Below are 18,275 nucleotides of genomic sequence, written 5' to 3'. Positions count from 1 at the left end.
TAGTTAGGCTTTATCAACTCAACTTGCTCATTTTGTTAAATAGAGCCAATCATCAGGCATCTAGACCTCAGTCGATCACCTGCGACAAGCATACCTATGGAAGGATCTTTTGAATTAACCCTACAAATGGTCATCGCTGTCTGTGCTGGAATCAGCGCTCAGGTGATTGCCGAGTACCTAAAAGTCCCCAGCATCGTCTTTCTGCTCATCTTCGGTGTTTCCCTCGGCTCCGATGGTTTGGGTTTATTACACCCCCAAGAACTGGGAGTGGGTTTAGAAGTCATTGTTGCCTTATCCGTCGCCGTAATTCTTTTTGAGGGAGGACTTAACCTCAACCTGCGCGATTTAGGCAAAGTATCAGGTTCTCTGAGAAACCTCGTCACCCTGGGAACGCTGATTACACTGCTAGGCGGTGGGATGGCTGCCCATTGGTTAGGAGAATTTCCCTGGTCGATTGCCTTTCTCTATGCGGCTCTCGTAGTTGTGACCGGTCCGACGGTTATTGGTCCACTGCTTAAACAAGTAAAAGTTGATCGACGAGTTGCCGCCCTTTTAGAAGGAGAAGGGGTATTAATTGACCCCGTGGGGGCGATTCTATCCGTTGTTGTCCTCGATACCATTCTCAACAGCGATGCAGGAGCCTCGGCTGCAATTGTCGGTCTAGGGTTACGCCTGGGTATTGGTGGTGTGATTGGTGGTATCGGTGGCTGGCTGCTGGGTTTATTTCTCAAACGAGCCGATTTTCTTTCAGAAGACCTGAAAAACCTGGTGGTGTTAGCCGGGATGTTAGGCTTATTTGGCTTGGCACAAACGATTCGCTCCGAATCCGGATTAATGGCAACCGTCGTCGCCGGAATCGTTGTCGGTGCGTCTTCTCTACCAGAAGAGCGCCTGTTGCGACGGTTTAAAGGACAATTAACAGTGCTGGGGGTTTCCGTACTCTTCGTTCTCCTCTCCGCCGATTTGTCCATTGACAGTGTGTTTGCTTTAGGGTGGGGCAGTGTATTCACGGTTTTGGCATTAATGACCCTAGTGCGCCCGGTGAGTGTCAGCTTATGTACCTGGAATAGCGGCTTAAATTGGCGACAAAAAATCTTTTTATCCTGGATTGCGCCCAAAGGAATTGTCAGTGCTTCCGTCGCCTCCTTATTTGCGATTCTTCTCACCGAACGCGGGATTAATGGGGGAGACTCGATTAAAGCCCTGGTCTTCCTAACGATTATGCTGACGGTATTTTTACAAGGGTTAACGGCGCGTTGGGTTGCCCAATGGCTACAACTGAATCCCCAGGAAAAGGCAACGGGTGCGGTGATTGTGGGCTGTAATCCTTTGAGTCGTCTGATTGCGCGTTTGTTTCAAGAACAGGAAGAAGAGGTTGTCCTCATCGACACTGATCCCGAAGCCTGCCAAAAAGCCGAGGAGGAAAATCTGCGGGTGTTCCAAAGCAGTGGTTTAGATGTTGAGGTTTTAGAAGAAGCTGGGATTGAATCAGTGGGTACATTTCTGGCAATGACCAATAATGGGGAAGTGAACCTAGTCTTAGCCCAACGCGCCGTGGAAGAGTTTGCGCCGCCACGAGTGGTTGCCGTATTTCCGCGTGATCCCCAAGCCAATACGACGAATAATAAAACAAAAGTCAATCAAGCCTTTGTTTCTCAACTACCGATTAAGACGTGGAACAAATATATTGTCGAGGGGCAAGTCAAGTTAGGTACAACCACGTTAAAAGAGTCGGGATTAGCCTTTCAGCGAGCGCATTTACAAGCGTTGATTCGGGCGGGGGAACTGGTTCCCTTATTAATCGAACGCCAAGGGACTTTACAAGTAGCTAGCGCGAATGAAACTTGGCAGGCTGACGATCAAATTATTTATCTGCTGCATGATCCCAGACCTAAACTCTTGAAACGCTTATCCGGTGGCAGTTCGTCCTCTCGGCTGGCGGTAGAAAAGTTGCCAGAGGTTGAGGAGATTCCGATTTCTGAGCCTGTGGAAGAGAAAGCGGTGAAAGAAATTGCCAATAAACCGAAGGGTGAAAAAGAGGCGAAGGTTGAAGGATGAAACAGTTTTGACCCTTCTCCCACCGTGGGGAGAAGGGGGATCGGATGCTCTTGCTCCCCTCTCCCCGGCGTGGGAGAGGGGCTGGGGGTGAGGGGTTGAGCTTAAGTTGACACCAATGGTTTAGACGCTTCCTTAGTGGGGGTAGCGATAACATTTCAATACTGTCTAATGATTCAGAGGAATCGCTCACTGAATAAAGGGCGCAAGCCTTTCGCCCCTAAGATTTTTACCTTAAATAGGGAACCCACGATTTCATTGGTTCTGGCGAACCATACCAAAGTCCCTGTCTTCGCGGTGAATGCAGCACTCCTTCTAAGGTGAGATTCACCGCCCCCTCTAAATGAGCTGCTTCAATGGGAGTAATCCCATCTCCCCAACAATTGCCGACTCCACAGGTTTGCTGATAACTGTTATAGGCTAACCATTGACCCAAGCGCCGTTGACCATAGATAGCTTTACCCGCGACACAGATATATTTAACCTGGGGATAAAACGCTCCCGGATAGTTGATTGCCACAAAATCCAGATTGCGTTTTGTCCAGCGCTCTTGGCTAGTATGAGGTGTCCCTAATGTTACCAATGTGGCAATAGCAGGATGAGCATTCCAAAATCCGGGGACTGAGGATGTTACATTGCCATGAATATCGTAGGGTTTTTCGCCCAGGTAGATTCGGGCAATCCAGCCTCCGGCGGAATGACCAATCAGATTAACCTGATTGGCGTTGTAATCTGCCATAACCTGTTTCACGGTTTGGTCGAGTTGGCGTAAAATTGGTACAACTGAGCGACCGCCTATGGTGGGAATCCAATCGCCTTGTCGTAGCGGTACAGTAACGGTGGGAAACCCGAATTGATTTAACGCGGTTTCTAATCCTCGATATTCAGTTGCCCCGGCAAAAAAACCCGGTAGAATAACAGTCGGTAGTGGCATTTTGGATTGTAAAGCTTTTTAATCAAACGTAACAAATAATCATGGGGCAAGTTGGCACGCTTTACGGTCTGAGTGTGGGTCCAGGCGATCGCGAATTAATTACGCTTAAAGCCCTACGTATCCTCAAACAAGCACCCGTAGTGGCGTTTCCGGCGGGAGTAAGGGGAAAATTGGGTATGGCTCAACAAATTGTCGGGCAATGGTTAGACACTCAACAAGTTCAACTGCCCTTAACATTTCCTTACGTGCAAGACCTTGACATTCTTACCCAAGCGTGGATAGAAGCTGCCGAACAGGTGTGGCATTATCTAAACATTGGACAAGATGTGGCGTTTGTTTGTGAAGGGGATATCAGTTTTTACAGCACGTTTACCTATTTGGCGCAAACCCTACAACAGCAGCAACCCACCGCCGTCGTGCAAATGATTCCTGGCGTTTGTTCACCCATGGCAGCCGCCTCAGTGTTAGGATTACCGCTAACGGTACAGCGCGATCGCTTGGTGGTGCTGCCAGCTCTCTATAATGTAAAGGAACTGGAAACAATTTTAGAGTGGGCGGATGTCGTAGTCCTGATGAAAGTGAGTTCAGTGTATGAACAGGTATGGCAAGTGTTGCATCGCCGCCAATTATTGGACACCGCCTGGGTAGTCGAACGTGCTACCCTACCAGATCAAGTGATTTATCACGATTTACGCGATCGCCCAACGCTGAAATTACCCTACTTTTCGATCATGATTGTCAATGTTACTCAATCCCTGAGTTCAATTAGACTCTAGATTATTTTTATTAACGGCGTCGCGGAAGTCCTCACCCAAGGGCGAAGTAGGGTGAGGATGGACAGCGGGAAATTGAGGAACGAAATTTCCCATCTTCAGGACTTGCTTACCTTAAATGGTATATAGTGGTAAGAGGAGGTGAAAGCGATGCGACATCAAGCCATCAAAGTTAGGCTATATCCGACAACTGAACAACAAGTGATACTAGCTCAACACTTTGGCTGTAGTCGCTGGTGGTGGAATTATGCACTCAATTTGTGCATTGAAACTTACCAGTTAACGGGTAAAGGCTTGACACGTTCAGCATTAAACGCATTTTTGCCTAAGCTCAAGAAACAGGAGGAAACCGAATGGTTATCTGAATGCTATTCTCAAGTTTTGCAAGCTACCACACTAAACCTGGTAGCTGCCTACAAAAACTTTTTCGAGGGTAGAGCTAGATACCCAAGGTTCAAGGCTAAAAGGAATAAGCAATCCATTCAGTATCCTCAGTCGGTTAAAGTTGTTGATGGTTGCCTCAAGTTTCCCGGTCGTGTTGGCGTAGTCAAAACTAAAATACACCGACCAATTGAAGGAACTATCAAGACAGTAACGGTTAGCATGACGCCATCGGGTAAGTATTTTGCATCTGTATTAACCGAGGTAGAAGGGGATAATCCTCCTGTCAGCACTCTCGCAAGTCGAAGTGAAGGTAAAATTGCCGGGATTGACTTGGGATTAAAGGATTTTGCCATTGTTAACGATGGGGTTAAAACCTCTAAGTTTGATAACCCCAAACATTTAGCCAAGCATGAGCGTAACCTCAAGCGGAAGCAACAGAAATTAGACAGAAAGGAGAAAGGAAGCAAGTCACGAGATCAAGCCAGGAAACTGGTGGCTAGGGTTCACGAACGAGTTAGTAATGTCCGTCAAGACTACTTACATAAGCTATCGAGAAAGCTTGTTGACGAAAACCAAGTTATCGTAGTCGAAAGTCTAAATACTAAAGGCATGGTTCGGAACCACAAACTAGCTAAAGCAATTTCTGATGTAGGCTGGGGAATGTTTGTCAATTTTCTATCGTACAAACTCGAAAAAGAGGGTAAGGTACTGGTAGAGATTGACCGATGGTTTCCTAGTTCAAAACTCTGCTCAAACTGTCATTATCAGGTAGACGAGATGCCCTTGGAGGTTAGGAGTTGGACTTGTCCGAGCTGTGGCACTCATCATGATAGAGATGGTAATGCCTCAGCAAATATTAGAGCGGAAGGTGTCAGAATGCTTCGACAGGCTCAACAACATTTATCGGTCTCAGGGACTGGGACTGCTGATGGTGGAGGGGATGTGAGACCGAAGCTTGGGCGTAAGTCTAAGCTGACGCAATCCCCAGCGAAACCAGAAGCTCAGGCTTCAACGAAGTAAGCCTGAGTAGTTCACAACGAATAGAATTCCCGACAACCCCGCAACGGAGAGAATGATAACGGTTATGTCGAATCTCTTATTTAGAACGGTTTCCGAGAAACTCAATCAGCCAACTGGAATCGCGGTAATAGCATCGGTGGGTATTCATGTCATCTTGGGGCTAACCTTACCCTCTTATGTCCCCGTTTTTTCCAATGAAGCGCCACCGACACGGCGAACTGTACAAATGTTGGAATTAAGCGAAGCCGATTTGAGTCGCCTACCCGATTTATCGGTGCCAACGGTTCCCCCCTATATTTATCAGCAGACACCGTTAACATCGCCATTCCCACCCCTGCCACCTCTGTCTCGCCAAGATTCTCTTCGCCTTAATGGTACAACCTCGACAACGCCCCCTTCACAAGAGTCACAACGTCCGTCATCGTCTTCGACTCGGAAACGGATAGGACAAACGGTGCTTCCGGGTGAATCGAATCCGAAATTTTCCCCACATCGACTAGAACGCATGAGCGCAAAAGAACTTCGGGATCTAGTGAAGAAAGTCGCGGCGGCTTCTCCACTAAATCCGACCATTCCCGATCCGAACAACCCGAATGATGGTTCCTCAGCCTCAAACCCCAATAGTCGTACAACAGTAGATAAGTTGGCAAGTGAAATAAACAAACTACCCCCAGAGGATTTCCAACCGAAAAAGAACCCAACTGTTGCTATGGGGGAACCTAATCCTGAATCAACAGAAGCAGAAACTTCGCCAGAGGGGGAACTCTCATCAACCAACCCCCCCCAGCAAGAACCCAACTTAAAACCAGACGATGCCAATACCCCCCCCGATCAAATAGCACGTCGTACTTCTGATGATCCAGACAATCAAGCAGAAATTTCGCCCCCCCAACAAAGAACATTGATTGCTGAGTTTCCCAAAGCCGCTTGCCAGAAGCAGCTTAACGGTACAGCCATTTACAACGTTACGGTTAATACTGATGGCAAACCGACGAATTTACAACTGCTTCAAGGGGCGGGCGACTCGATTCTTGATCAACAAGCACAGGAACGAGTTAACACTCAGCGTTTTGAACGAACTGATCAGCCACAGGAATACCAAGTCTCTGTGCAGTTTTCCGGTCAAGACAAGGTTTGTCCGAAGCCAACACCTCCCGAACCCTCGAATCAGAATCCTGAGGGTTCTAATTCCCCAACGCCCCAACCTGAGAATCCGGAGGCGTCTGAGGAATCCAATTCTAATAATTCTCCCTCTTCCAATCAGCAAAGGTCTGATCGTGATCCGGTCAATTCTGGAGAACAATCGCCATCAGAGACAACCTCAGAGTCCGAGGCTCCAAAAGACCAGCCTGAAGAATCAGCGAATCCAGCAGAGGAAAGCCCTGAAGCCTCCAACCCACCTGACGTAGTTGTACCCACACTTTAGCCTCAGACGGGCTGGCGCTATCAATTTTTGACCCGTCTCATCCTTGAGCTCCAAGCAGATGTTAAGATGATCGACGGTTAGAATTATATGCTCTAAGATTACCGCGAAAAGGAACCCAAGTCATTATGCCTTCACGAGAACCTCGCCGCATACTCATAACAGGTGGAGCGGGGTTTATTGGCTCCAACTTCGTCCATCACTGGTGCGATCGCTACCCAGATGATCGAGTTGTTGTTCTCGATTTGCTCAGTTACGCCGGCAATCGCCGTAATCTAGAGTCAGTCGAGGGACGAGAAAATTTTCGATTTGTAGCGGGAGATATTTGCGATCGCACTCTCGTTGATGCTTTACTTCGCAGTGAGACGATTGATACCGTTGCCCACTTTGCAGCAGAATCCCATGTTGACCGCTCAATTTTGGGACCTGAAGCATTTGTGAGAACAAATGTTCTGGGTACGTCCACTCTCTTGGAAGCCTTTCGCCAGCATTGGAAAAAGCGGGGAGATCGAGGGAGCGATCGCTTCCTTCATGTTTCTACGGATGAAGTATACGGCAGTTTGAGTCCGAATGACCCGTTGTTTAGTGAAACGACACCCTATCAGCCTAACAGTCCCTACGCGGCGTCTAAAGCGGGTAGTGATCACATTGTCCGTGCCTATCATCATACCTACGGCGTCCCCACATTAATTACCAATTGCTCAAATAACTATGGTCCCTATCAGTTTCCGGAAAAGCTGATTCCTCTGATGTGCATTAACATCATGCTGGGTCAACCCTTACCTGTTTATGGGGATGGACAGCATGTGCGGGATTGGTTGTATGTCAACGATCACTGTCAGGCGATCGATTTAGTTCTGCACCAAGGAACTCCCGGCGAAACCTATAACATTGGTGGTAATAACCAAATCAAGAACCTGGATTTAGTTCAGATGGTTTGCCAGCTTATGGATGAATTAGCCTCGGATTTGCCTGTTTCTCCCAGTAAAAAGTTAATTTCTTTTGTCAAAGATCGACCGGGACACGATCGCCGATACGGAATTGATGCTCGCAAAATTAAGGCAAAACTGGGTTGGACGCCTCAAGAAACCATTGAAGGAGGATTACGTAGTACCGTTGAATGGTATTTGACCCATCGGGATTGGTGGGAACCGTTGCTGTCGAAGGAGTATAAAGATTACTACCGAAAAATTTATGGTTAAATCAGCTAGGACTTACACAAAGCCTCTATGTGTAGGGTGGGGAGAGCGTAGCGTAAGGCACCTTTGCCCCCATAAGTGGTGTAGCTGCGTAAGTCCTGTCAGCAAAGGATGTTTGCAGATAGTTGGGTGAGGACTAAGCTGTTCGGTATTCAACCCTTAATGTCAACAATGATGAAATCCTTGTAGTGTGTTTAGCGAAGCATACTCCTTGAGGGAGGGTGTATCAACCAGCGAGATCAATCTCCATTATGTATGAATCAATTATCACTCGTAGGGGTACGGCATTGCCGTACCCTTACCTGATGTATAGCAGTAGACACATCGATTAGGACTTTCGGCACCATTGTAGAGACGCGCCATGGCGCGTCTCTACATAAATGATGTGTCCTAACCGCTATGGCGGTTGCTATATATAGCACTACGCACACACGTTAGAACAAAAAAAGAAAAATTTAAATCGCTTGACTCTGAGCGAAGTCGAAGGGTCAATCCCTTGATGAGTCAGTGTTTTTCTTCACTATTGCCCATTGCCTATTGCAAGAAAGCCTAGCGCGTAGCGCTATACTTCTTTACGGCTGAATCTGTTGAATTTGGTCAAGGGCATTTTGGTAAATTGTCATGTCACCCTGTTGTCTAGATAAATCTGCCGCCTTTTGGAAATCCGCGATCGCTTCTTCTTCATTACCGAGTTGAACATGGGTAAGTCCCCGATGATAATAGGCTTGGGCGTAGTTGGGATTAATCTCAAGCACTTGGTTTAAGTCAGTAATTATTAGTCGTTCTTAATCAAAATTAAAAAGTGGTTGTTTATTGATAAAAGCTCTCAATCTTTATGTACAATTGATAATTTATATTGATAGTTCATTTGTCAATTCATATCTTTTATAGAACTCGCCCTCTGTAGTGATGTGACAAAAAAATCACTATACCAATATTTTTCTACCGTTTGTTAGAGGGAAAAATGATGTCTCTTTCCTATAATTAGGAGCGCTGATACCTTAACAGTGAGTTGGAAACCTGATGTTGCAGCAGAATAGCACTGACGTATGGGTTTGTCGTGGGCGATGCTAGGATTTTTAGCGCTGAAGTGCAACGACGAACTTAGGTTGAATGGCACTAACTTTAGAGTTTGTAGTAAGCGCTCGACTCGCTTATGGCACGCTTCGTGCCTACTACGAACCCCGCTTAAGTCAGCGACATTCAACTTAGGTTAGTCCGTAACATTCGTGTTAGGGTTAAAATATGGCTTACGGATTCAGTAAACAATTATGAAATCAGCCAATAAATTTATTATCGGCTTTCTATTAGTCGTCATCTTCGGCTTACCTTTCTCTCAAACATTGGTTCACATTCTCACAGAAGCCTGGTGGTTTAATTCGGTTAACTTCTCAGATGTATTCTGGACGCGGATCACCTGGAAAATTATGGCTTGGGTGGGAACGTTTATTATTTACGGACTATTCTTGTGGTTTAACTATTGGATGGCACAGCGTCTAACTCGCGATCGCGCGTTTCGTTTCCTAGACGCCAGTGATTTAGCCCACTATACCGATACGATCGCCAATTCCGCTGTCTTAGTGGTGATCTTCCTGATCAGTTTAGCCGCCGCCACAACCAGTGCATCGGCTTGGGAGACGATATTAAAGTATTTGAATGCCACCGATTTTAATCTGACCGATCCCATTTATCAACATGATATTGGGTTTTACTTGTTTCAGCTTCCATTCTATGAGGGGTTGAAGAATTGGGTGTTGACTCTCTTGGGGTGGAGCTTGATTTTATCCATCGCGGTTTATGTATTGAAAGGCACAATACGGTTAGACCAATACTGGCAACATTTCCTGACTAAAGATGTAAAAACCCATCTCAGTTTACTGTTAGCTGGGATTGCTTTAGTGATTGCGATCGGCTTTTGGTTAGAACGCTACGAATTACTCTACAATGCTGATGGTGTCGTCTATGGTGCAGGGTACACCGATGCTCATGCTCAACGTCTAGCCTTCTGGATTATGAGCGTTATCTCCCTTCTGCTCGGCTTATCGTTTATCCTAGCCATTTGGCAAAACAATATTGCCTTACCTACCTATGGCATCGGGATTTATATGATTGCTTTTCTGGTTTTTATTGGTCTTTTTCCCTGGTTTCAACAACGCTTTATTGTTGAACCGAATGAATTAGAAAAAGAAAAGCCCTACATTGAACATAATATCGCCTATACGCGCAAAGCTTACGATTTAGACAAAGTTCCTACCCAAGACTATCCAGCAGAAGGACAGCTAAGTCGCCAAGGGTTGCAAGACAACCAATTCACGATTCGTAATATTCGTTTGTGGGATTATCGACCGTTATTAAGTACCTATCGTCAACTGCAAGAAATTCGTCTTTACTATCGATTTAATGATGTCGATGTTGATCGCTATACGATTGACGATAATTACCGACAGGTGATGCTTTCACCACGGGAATTAGTCTATGCCCAAGTCCCCGATCGCGCTAAGACTTGGGTCAACGAGCGGCTAAAATATACCCATGGTTATGGTTTGGTTATGAGTCCGGTAAATATTGTGACTGAGGATGGCTTACCGGAACTGTTTATCCAAGATATTCCGCCAATTTCTAAAGTCGATCTGCAAGTCGATGAATCCGCCATTTACTACGGCGAAGAAACCGATACCTATATCTTTACCGGGACAACAACTCAAGAATTTGACTATCCCCGTGGCGATGCAAATGCATTCACAAATTACGAAGGAAATGGAGGTGTACCGATTCCTTCACTGTGGCAACGATTAGCTTATGCGTATGATTTGGGCGATCTGAAAATTTTAATCTCTAATTACTTTGCCAACACCTCCCGCATTCATTACCATCGCCAGATTCAGGAACGGGTGAGCCAAGTTGCACCTTTTTTACGGTTTGATCAAGACCCTTATATTACCTTAATTGATGGTAGATTACAGTGGATTATTGATGCCTATACGATAAGCGATCGCTATCCCTATTCTGAACCTGTTTCCCAAAGTAATAATGCTAGCGCGATCACTCAAGATGGGGATATTGCCCAAATGTCTCAAGGGGATATTAATTATATTCGCAACTCAGTTAAAGTCGTCGTGGATGCCTTTAATGGGACAATGCAGTTTGTGGTTGTTGATGAAGATGACCCAGTACTGCAAACCTATCGCAAAATATTCCCCACCTTATTTACCGCCCAAGACGAGATTATAGCCGATGTAAAAGCCCATTTCCGCTATCCCCTGGATCTATTCACCATTCAGGCGCAAATGTATCTGTCTTACCACATGGATAATCCCCAAGTATTTTATAACCGGGAGGATTTGTGGCGTTTTCCCACAGAAATTTATGAAGGGAATGAGCAGATCGTGCTGCCTTATTATGTGATTATGCGCTTACCCGAAACATCAAGTCACGAATTTATTTTGATTCTGCCGTTTACCCCCGTCAATAAAGATAATATGGTTGCGTGGATGGCAGCGCGTTCTGATGGGGAAAACTATGGCAAATTACTCCTGTACGAATTCCCGAAACAAGAACTCGTTTATGGTCCTTCGCAAATTGAAGCTCGCATTGACCAAAATCCGCAAATTTCCCAACAATTAACTCTATGGAGTCAGGAAGGATCGCGAGTAATTCGCGGCGATTTATTAGTGATTCCCATTGACCAATCATTACTGTATGTCGAACCCGTTTATCTGCGGGCTGAACAAGGTGAACTTCCAGAATTGAAGCGGGTCATTGTTGCTTATGCGAAAGAAGTGGTTATGGAAGAAACCTTAGAGGAAGCTTTAGCAACTATCTTTGGCGAAACCCAAGCAGACGTGCAACAAACTACTCCGACTCTACCATCTGCTCCACCAAAAGAAGGAGTTTCCAAACTCGCCCAATCCGCCTTGGAAACCTATCAAAAAGCACAGGAAGCCATGCGTCAAGGCAATTGGCAAAAATACGGTCAATACCAACAAGAATTGGAGAGCATCTTACAGCAATTGAACCAAACCCCAAAATCTGCACCCGATCTGAGAAAGTCAGCAGGCGACCAAAATTAATCTTCCCTGAGCCGAACTCCAGAATCTTTGTTGTTATAGCACTAAGAGGATACGTTAGGACATTGGAGCGCTATTACAAAGGGAATCGCCTCTTTAAAAGCACTGATAAATGTATCAATCTCCTCGCGGGTGTTGTAGAAATAGGGACTCACGCGAGCCGTGCAAGGAACACCGAGAATCCGATGCAAGGGTTGGGTACAATATTGACCCGCCCGAATCGCAATACCCGCCTGATCCAAAACTTGAGCTAACTGATAAGGGTTAATTGTTCCGCAGGTAAATGAGGCTAACGCCGCTCTACCACTGCCGTCAGCGTTGGGTTTAGAACCATAAATTGTGATACTGGGAATCGTGTTTAATTGCTCAAACAAATAGGCAGTCAGTTCATGTTCATACGCCTGGATTTTGTCCATACCAATAGCGGTGAGGTAATCCACGGCTGCACCCAGTGCGATCGCTTCCCCCGTGGCGGGAGTTCCGGCTTCAAAACGGTAGGGAATATCGGCATAGGTGGCATGATCCAGAAAAACCTCAGCTATCATCTTCCCGCCCCCTAAAAATGGCGGCATTTCTTTGAGAACGTCTAATTTCCCATACAGGAAACCAATCCCTGTGGGAGCGCACATTTTGTGTCCCGATGCTGCTAACCAATCGCAATCAATCGCTTGTACGTCAAGTTTTAGGTGGGGTGTACTTTGACAAGCATCAATTAATACTTTTGCGCCATAGTGATGCGCTAGTGCGGTAATGTCTTGGATTGGGTTAATACAGCCTAACGTGTTAGATACATGAACAATGGATACCAGTTTCGTGCGATTGGAGAGTAGAGTTTTAAACTGGTCTACGTTAAATTCTTGAGTGTCGGTTAATTCGACAAATCTTAACACAGCACCTGTGCGTTGGGCAATCTGTTGCCACGGGATCAGATTGCTGTGGTGTTCCATGACTGAGAGAATGATTTCATCCCCAGGCTGTAAGTTTTTCCCTCCCCAAGTGGAGGCGACTAAATTAATTCCTTCTGTAGCATTGCGCGTATAGATGATTTCTTGGGCAGATGTGGCATTAACAAATGTAGCAATTTTCTGCCGTGCGTTTTCGTAGGCTTCGGTGGCTTTGGAACTCAGGGTATGAATGCCTCGGTGAGCGTTGGCGTTAGTATGCTCATAGTAGTTCTGCCAAGTCTTAAGAACTTGTAAAGGTTTTTGGGAGGTTGAGGCATTATCCAGGTAAACTAAAGGTTTACCGTTTATTTTATCTTGCAAAATCGGGAAGTCAGCCCGAACTTTGGCGGCAAGGTGTTGTTCTGTTGTAAGTATCATAGGAATCCAGATTGAAAATTGTCTGTATATTGTTCTAGATCAATTTTCATCTTTATCGGCATGAAATCCAAGGGAGAAAATGATAAATTAAGTATCATTTTCTCAGAAAAATAGCCAATATTCCCTGTTTCCTTTTGCCCGTTGCCTTCTGAGGTATGCCAATCTAAATGCCGAATATCTATCAGCTTTAAGTTAGTAAGCTGTCATGCATTTAAATTGGGTATTAGTAGCGAGCAAGATGCAAAGCCTGCGGCATGGCTTCGCTAAACGCACTACAAGGCTTTCGCCATTATTGACATTAAGGTTTAAATGCCGAACAGCTTACCATTCGGATTAAAAGTTTTAGTCCACTTTAGTGGACTTGAGCTTTTAGCCCGGAGTTTGAACTCCGGGCGGGTGTCGGGGCTTTAAGTCAGTGCTATTAATCCTAGGTTAAATCGCCTCACCTAAAATGAGCCGTTGTCGATGACTGTGCAATAACTGAAATTCCTGTTGCCCTACCTGCTCTACCATATAAATGATATCTTCAGGTCGTAACAGCGTGCCATCATTCCGACAACTGCCAACATACCGTAGCACAGCCGATTGAGATGGGGTGTCTGTTTTCACCTCTATCAGTTCTAACTCAAATAAGCGATCGCGCAAATTCACCGACTTCTTCTTCCCCGACTTGGTGCGCTTCTCTAGCCAAATCGCCTCAGCCTGATTTACCTGATTAACCCAATCTTGCCACTGTTGCGGCGATGCTGATCCCGCTTCGCTTACCACCTCAAGCCGATACTCCGCTTTCTCTAAGAGTCGGGTTGTCGCTGGCACTTTTAAATCCGCTTCTTCAACCTGATAAACTGGGATATCTGACGGAAGCTGATCCGCAAGCCGTTGCTGAAACTCCGCCACATCCATCGACTCGGTTAACTCAAAGTCGGCTATCTCGCCACTACTCGACATCCCTAATGACAACGCATTCGCGATCATAATCCGAGGTCCAGGATGATATCCGCCAGTAAAGGTAATCGGTAACGATGCCCGTCTCACGGCGCGGTCAAATAACCGGACTAAATCCAAATGACTGACTAATGTCATTTCGCCCACCTTACCGTACCACACCCGCAACCGCTGCGCTTTGTGTTGATTTGGCTTAAAATGACCTGTAAATTCGGGAATTTGCGGCGGTTCAAAGACAATATTATGACCGAAATCCGTGCCACAGATCCCACAGTGAGAACAACCCTCAAAGGCACAATCCGGTACAGTTGCCGCATCTAAGGCGCGTTGTAAGTCTTCGATTAGCCAGTTTTTATCAATCCCGGTATCCAAATGATCCCAGGGTAAGGGGGAAAGGGTGTAGGGGCGGGTTTCACAACTATCCTTTGCTTTATACCCAGATGCAACTAAACCCGCCCCGTCTGAGTGCGAGAGGGTTGCACCATCAAACACATTCCATTCGCCGTTTTCGATTTGGCGATATTTCCAGGTAAGATCAGATTCGGCGATCGCACCTTCCCAAGCGGCAAACGCTTTATCTAAACTTTCCCACCAGGCATCCATTCCCGCACCCAATTCCCAGGCGCGACGCACCACCGCCCCTAAGCGTCTGTCACCGCGCCCCACAAAGTCTTCCATTGCCGAAATTCGCACGTCGGTGTAGTTCACCTTAACACCCTTAATCCGACGAAAAGCATCGCGTAATAATTCCTGTTTACGGATAAACTCAGACGTAGACACCGAATGCCACTGAAATGGTGTATGTGGCTTGGGAGTAAAGTTAGAAATCGTGATATTAAAGCCAAACCGCTTACGCCCTGATGCCCGACATTCTTGCTGCAACCACCTCACGGTTTCAGCAATCCCGATCACATCGGCATCGGTTTCACCGGGCAAGCCAATCATAAAGTAGAGTTTAACTTTATCCCACCCTTGCTCAAACGCTGTCTTCACACCCCGCAGCAATTCTTCGTTCGTCAATCCCTTATTCACAATATCCCGCATCCGCTGGGTGCCGGCTTCTGGGGCGAAGGTTAACCCACTTTTGCGTGTACCACCGATAATATTGGCAATATTCTCATCAAACCGATCCACCCGTTGGCTGGGGAGAGACAGGGAAATGTTCTCATTTTTGAGACGATTCTTTACTTCCAATCCCACGGCGGGTAGGGACAGGTAATCGGAACAGGAAAGGGAAAGCAGGGAAAACTCATTATATCCCGTCGCCCCCATTCCCTTTGCGATCGCATCCACGACTTTCTCGGGTTCCACATCTCTGGCGGGGCGGGTTAGCATTCCCGGTTGACAAAAACGGCATCCTCTGGTGCAGCCACGCCGAACTTCAATCGTCAGCCGATCATGAACGGTTTCGATATAGGGAACGAGTCCAATAGAATATTCTGGTATTGGTGTAGCGACTCGCCGCAAAATCCGCGCTGGCACATCGGGGCGATTGGGATGAACTGAACCATCCTCTGCCATGTCGTAGAATTGTGGCACATAAACCCCCGGAATCTGCGCCAAGTCTAAGAGTAATTCAGTGCGAGTTAATCCGGCGGCTTTGCCTTCTTCAATAACTAAACCAATTTCGGGGAGTAATTCTTCCCCATCCCCTAGCGCCACAACGTCTAAAAAGTCGGCGTAGGGTTCTGGGTTGGATGTCGCGGTTTGTCCGCCAGCAAAAATGAGGGGAATTTCTGTAATGCTGTGATTTGCCCGTTCTTGCCAAGTGAGAGGAATTTGGGCTAAGGAGAGCATTTCTAGGATATTTGTCGCCCCAAGTTCGTAGCTGAGGCTGAATCCCAGGATATCAAAATCCGTGAGCGATCGCCGATTTTCGACTGTAAACAAAGGTGTCTGAGTGTCCCGCAATTTCGCGGCTAAATCCGGCGCAGGTAAGTAAGCGCGATCGCAAAGTTGTCGAGGTTGAGTGTTTAGGATGTTGTAGAGAATAATATGTCCTAAATTAGATGCACCCACTTCATAGACTTCTGGGTAGGTTAATACCCAGCGCACCTTAGCCGTGTCCCAGGGTTTATGAACAGCGCCTAACTCGTTTCCCAGGTAGCGGGCTGGTTTGATGATGTCTTTGGTCAGTAGTTTCTCTGGTGCGATCGTCATGACAACCTTGCCCCTCTGAATCGAGTGCGGTTAACCCTTACAACTCATCTATCTTACAGAAGACTAGCAATAATGCCCAATAGTCACTAGACAATAGTCCTGTAACTGTCTCCCAAAAGAAAAAATGAATTCGCTCAGGGAGTGTACAATTCACCTACTTTATGATATTGTTCTACTTTCTCGATATCAGGGACATCTGCTTGACAGAGTTAATCAGGGAACACTACTGAGCGTTTGAGCTAGCTAATGCCAAAGGATTAAGCATACGCCATTGTCCGTCTTGGGCTGTCTTCTTGAGCTGCCAAGGTTGCCAAGAACGCATCATAGCTTTCAAAGATTTCCATAGCTTGATCCAGTTGAGTTAGCTCAAAAATCATCCGAACCGAATCCCCCACACTGCAAAGGCTAAAGCGCTGGTTTCGCTGTTGCGCTAAACGCAATGCTGATACCAATACACCCAAGCCAGCACTGTCAAGGGTTTCTACCTGCTGCATATCCACCAGCACCGTCGAATAGCGTTCCGACAAAATAGCTGATTTCAGTTGCCGATCCAATTCAACCGCATTAGAGGCATTAACCTGACCCGTTGGTCTAACGATTGATAATTTGGAGTTTAAAGTTGCGATTGCCATAGCTCACTCCTCAGAGTTGTATAGGTTAAGACATTGGATTAGAGAATCCACCTAAAGATAGCGCGTCAATTCTCCAATCTGCTACAAGTGTTCATTAACAACGGGTTAAGGTTTCCTTCGTCGGGGATTTTCCTTCTTTCGGTTTTTAGTGTTCCGTAAAAAAAGATTAAGTTTTGTCGCCTAATATACTGAATAATGAACACTTAGCCCAAAGTCATATCCCACAATTCCTGCTGCACGAAATGTTGATCCTTAATACCAGTTGCTTTATATCTATAATTAATAGCCTATCTGTGGCATCTTCCTTCAGGTAGAGAATAAAATGAATCATGTTTTAGCATTTATTTTACCTTCTTAACAATTTTTCGTATAATCAAATACGCTAATCGATTACCCAAGAAGGACTGATCTGCTATAAACTGTTATAATTGCTCCTTTTTCAGCGGCTTAAGCAAACTGTTGGCTTAGTTATCGAATCAATTCATTATACGACTTCTTGCCAAATAACAGTGATATAGATCACCAAAAAAAAAGATTAGAATCACGCTCTCGCCTAGCAATTCCTCAGAGAATTGATCTAGTATGGAATTCTGTGTAATAAGAGAGTGAAAACCACCTACGTTATCCGCCATTTAGTCGAAAGAGCGCTTTATATCAGGCAACTAACTCCTGATATAGAGAATGAAATTAACTACGAATTAACTCGCCTAGGATATATTTCCGATGCTGATTACGAAGCCCTTGAATTATTAATGGCTGAGATGGATGCGGGCAGAATCCGCTTAGTTCCTAGTGTTTAGAGCGTTACGTTAATTATCACCAGCTAGACGGGAAATTTTTGTAAGTGCCAAAAGCCAGTTTTAGATTACCCTATAGAGTTGATTTCATGGATGACTCAAACTCCTGAGGATAGGTTTGCCAAACTTCAGCAATGAAATCAGCAAGTTGATGGCGAGTATCAGAATTATCTTTTGGGTGGCAATGTAAGTCTTCCAGTTGTGCTAATAGAGGAATGACCTCCGTATCCCAAACCAGTCGTAAAAACTTTGTGGGCCAAAGTATGTCAGGTCCTTGACGCAAATCATACAATCTGAGAGATTGAGGCAGAACCGAGGTTATATCTTCATTCTCACTTGGGGTTACAGCTAGCATCAAAGGGCGCAACCAGCAAATCTGCCGCCATTCAACGACTTCAATCACTTCAGCGTATAAGTGGCGTGTTGCGTATTCTAAACAAACGATCTGGTGAGTGTGAATAATGCTCATTTTGTCACAATATTTTTCATAAAAACCACCCCTCGGTTGAATCTCAATCTGAGGGGATAACCTTAAGTATTTGCCGTAATCCAATACTAACAAGG

13 protein-coding genes are annotated in these 18,275 nt (G+C 45.8%); 7 read left to right on the top strand and 6 right to left on the bottom strand.

Annotated features, from left to right (window positions below; all coding sequences use genetic code 11):
* Positions 1-96 precede the first annotated feature (96 nt).
* A complete protein-coding gene (locus RH949_RS20275) occupies positions 97-2,058 on the top strand; it encodes a cation:proton antiporter (RefSeq protein WP_446355673.1) in 1,962 nt (653 codons plus the stop codon).
* Between the two features lie 226 nt (positions 2,059-2,284).
* Here RH949_RS20275 and RH949_RS20270 read toward each other — a convergent pair whose 3' ends face one another.
* Positions 2,285-2,989: an esterase/lipase family protein gene (locus tag RH949_RS20270; RefSeq protein ID WP_006098925.1), complete on the bottom strand. Its 705-nt coding sequence runs from the start codon at positions 2,987-2,989 to the stop codon at positions 2,285-2,287.
* A 41-nt stretch (positions 2,990-3,030) separates the two neighbouring features.
* On the opposite strand from RH949_RS20270, the gene RH949_RS20265 reads away from it, so the two are divergent.
* The 4 genes from RH949_RS20265 to rfbB all read left to right on the top strand — a co-directional run bounded on the left by RH949_RS20265 (position 3,031) and on the right by rfbB (position 7,791).
* A complete protein-coding gene (locus tag RH949_RS20265; RefSeq protein WP_446355671.1) occupies positions 3,031-3,765 on the top strand; it encodes a precorrin-2 C(20)-methyltransferase in 735 nt (244 codons plus the stop codon).
* 147 nt (positions 3,766-3,912) lie between these two features.
* Positions 3,913-5,166: an RNA-guided endonuclease InsQ/TnpB family protein gene (locus RH949_RS20260; RefSeq protein ID WP_446355669.1), complete on the top strand. Its 1,254-nt coding sequence runs from the start codon at positions 3,913-3,915 to the stop codon at positions 5,164-5,166.
* A 64-nt stretch (positions 5,167-5,230) separates the two neighbouring features.
* Positions 5,231-6,592 carry a TonB family protein gene (locus RH949_RS20255; RefSeq protein WP_446355667.1) on the top strand — a complete coding sequence of 454 codons (1,362 nt, stop codon included), beginning with the start codon at positions 5,231-5,233 and terminating at the stop codon, positions 6,590-6,592.
* Positions 6,593-6,717: 125 nt separating this feature from the next.
* Entirely contained in the window at positions 6,718-7,791 is a 1,074-nt protein-coding gene (gene rfbB, locus RH949_RS20250) for a dTDP-glucose 4,6-dehydratase (protein ID WP_006099073.1), read from the top strand.
* A 569-nt stretch (positions 7,792-8,360) separates the two neighbouring features.
* Here rfbB and RH949_RS20245 read toward each other — a convergent pair.
* The gene (locus RH949_RS20245) at positions 8,361-8,561 is read right to left on the bottom strand and encodes a tetratricopeptide repeat protein (protein ID WP_446355705.1); all 201 of its coding nucleotides are present in this window, start codon (positions 8,559-8,561) and stop codon (positions 8,361-8,363) included.
* 498 nt (positions 8,562-9,059) lie between these two features.
* Here RH949_RS20245 and RH949_RS20240 point away from each other — a divergent pair, with 498 nt between their 5' ends.
* Positions 9,060-11,858: a UPF0182 family membrane protein gene (locus RH949_RS20240; protein ID WP_446355665.1), complete on the top strand. Its 2,799-nt coding sequence runs from the start codon at positions 9,060-9,062 to the stop codon at positions 11,856-11,858.
* 41 nt (positions 11,859-11,899) lie between these two features.
* Here RH949_RS20240 and RH949_RS20235 read toward each other — a convergent pair whose 3' ends face one another.
* The 3 genes from RH949_RS20235 to RH949_RS20225 form a co-directional block, all read right to left on the bottom strand.
* Positions 11,900-13,177 (bottom strand): SufS family cysteine desulfurase, encoded by a 1,278-nt coding sequence (locus RH949_RS20235; RefSeq protein WP_446355663.1) that lies wholly within the window; start codon positions 13,175-13,177, stop codon positions 11,900-11,902.
* Positions 13,178-13,609: 432 nt separating this feature from the next.
* A complete protein-coding gene (locus RH949_RS20230) occupies positions 13,610-16,282 on the bottom strand; it encodes a TIGR03960 family B12-binding radical SAM protein (RefSeq protein ID WP_006098932.1) in 2,673 nt (890 codons plus the stop codon).
* Positions 16,283-16,539: 257 nt separating this feature from the next.
* Positions 16,540-16,914, bottom strand: a complete 375-nt coding sequence (locus RH949_RS20225) for an STAS domain-containing protein (protein ID WP_006098962.1) — start codon at positions 16,912-16,914, stop codon at positions 16,540-16,542.
* Between the two features lie 605 nt (positions 16,915-17,519).
* Here RH949_RS20225 and RH949_RS20220 point away from each other — a divergent pair.
* Positions 17,520-17,714 (top strand): hypothetical protein, encoded by a 195-nt coding sequence (locus RH949_RS20220; protein WP_006098826.1) that lies wholly within the window; start codon positions 17,520-17,522, stop codon positions 17,712-17,714.
* 70 nt (positions 17,715-17,784) lie between these two features.
* Here the strand turns inward: RH949_RS20220 and RH949_RS20215 are convergent, their stop codons facing one another.
* Positions 17,785-18,180: a hypothetical protein gene (locus tag RH949_RS20215; protein WP_044205201.1), complete on the bottom strand. Its 396-nt coding sequence runs from the start codon at positions 18,178-18,180 to the stop codon at positions 17,785-17,787.
* Positions 18,181-18,275 lie beyond the last annotated feature (95 nt).

The sequence above is a fragment of the Coleofasciculus sp. A1-SPW-01 genome (assembly GCF_040217205.1).
GTDB classification, from domain to species: Bacteria; Cyanobacteriota; Cyanobacteriia; order Cyanobacteriales; family Coleofasciculaceae; genus Coleofasciculus; species Coleofasciculus chthonoplastes_A.
The sequence above is the reverse complement of the archived record's forward strand: the minus strand, read 5'-3'. Positions and strand labels throughout refer to the sequence as shown.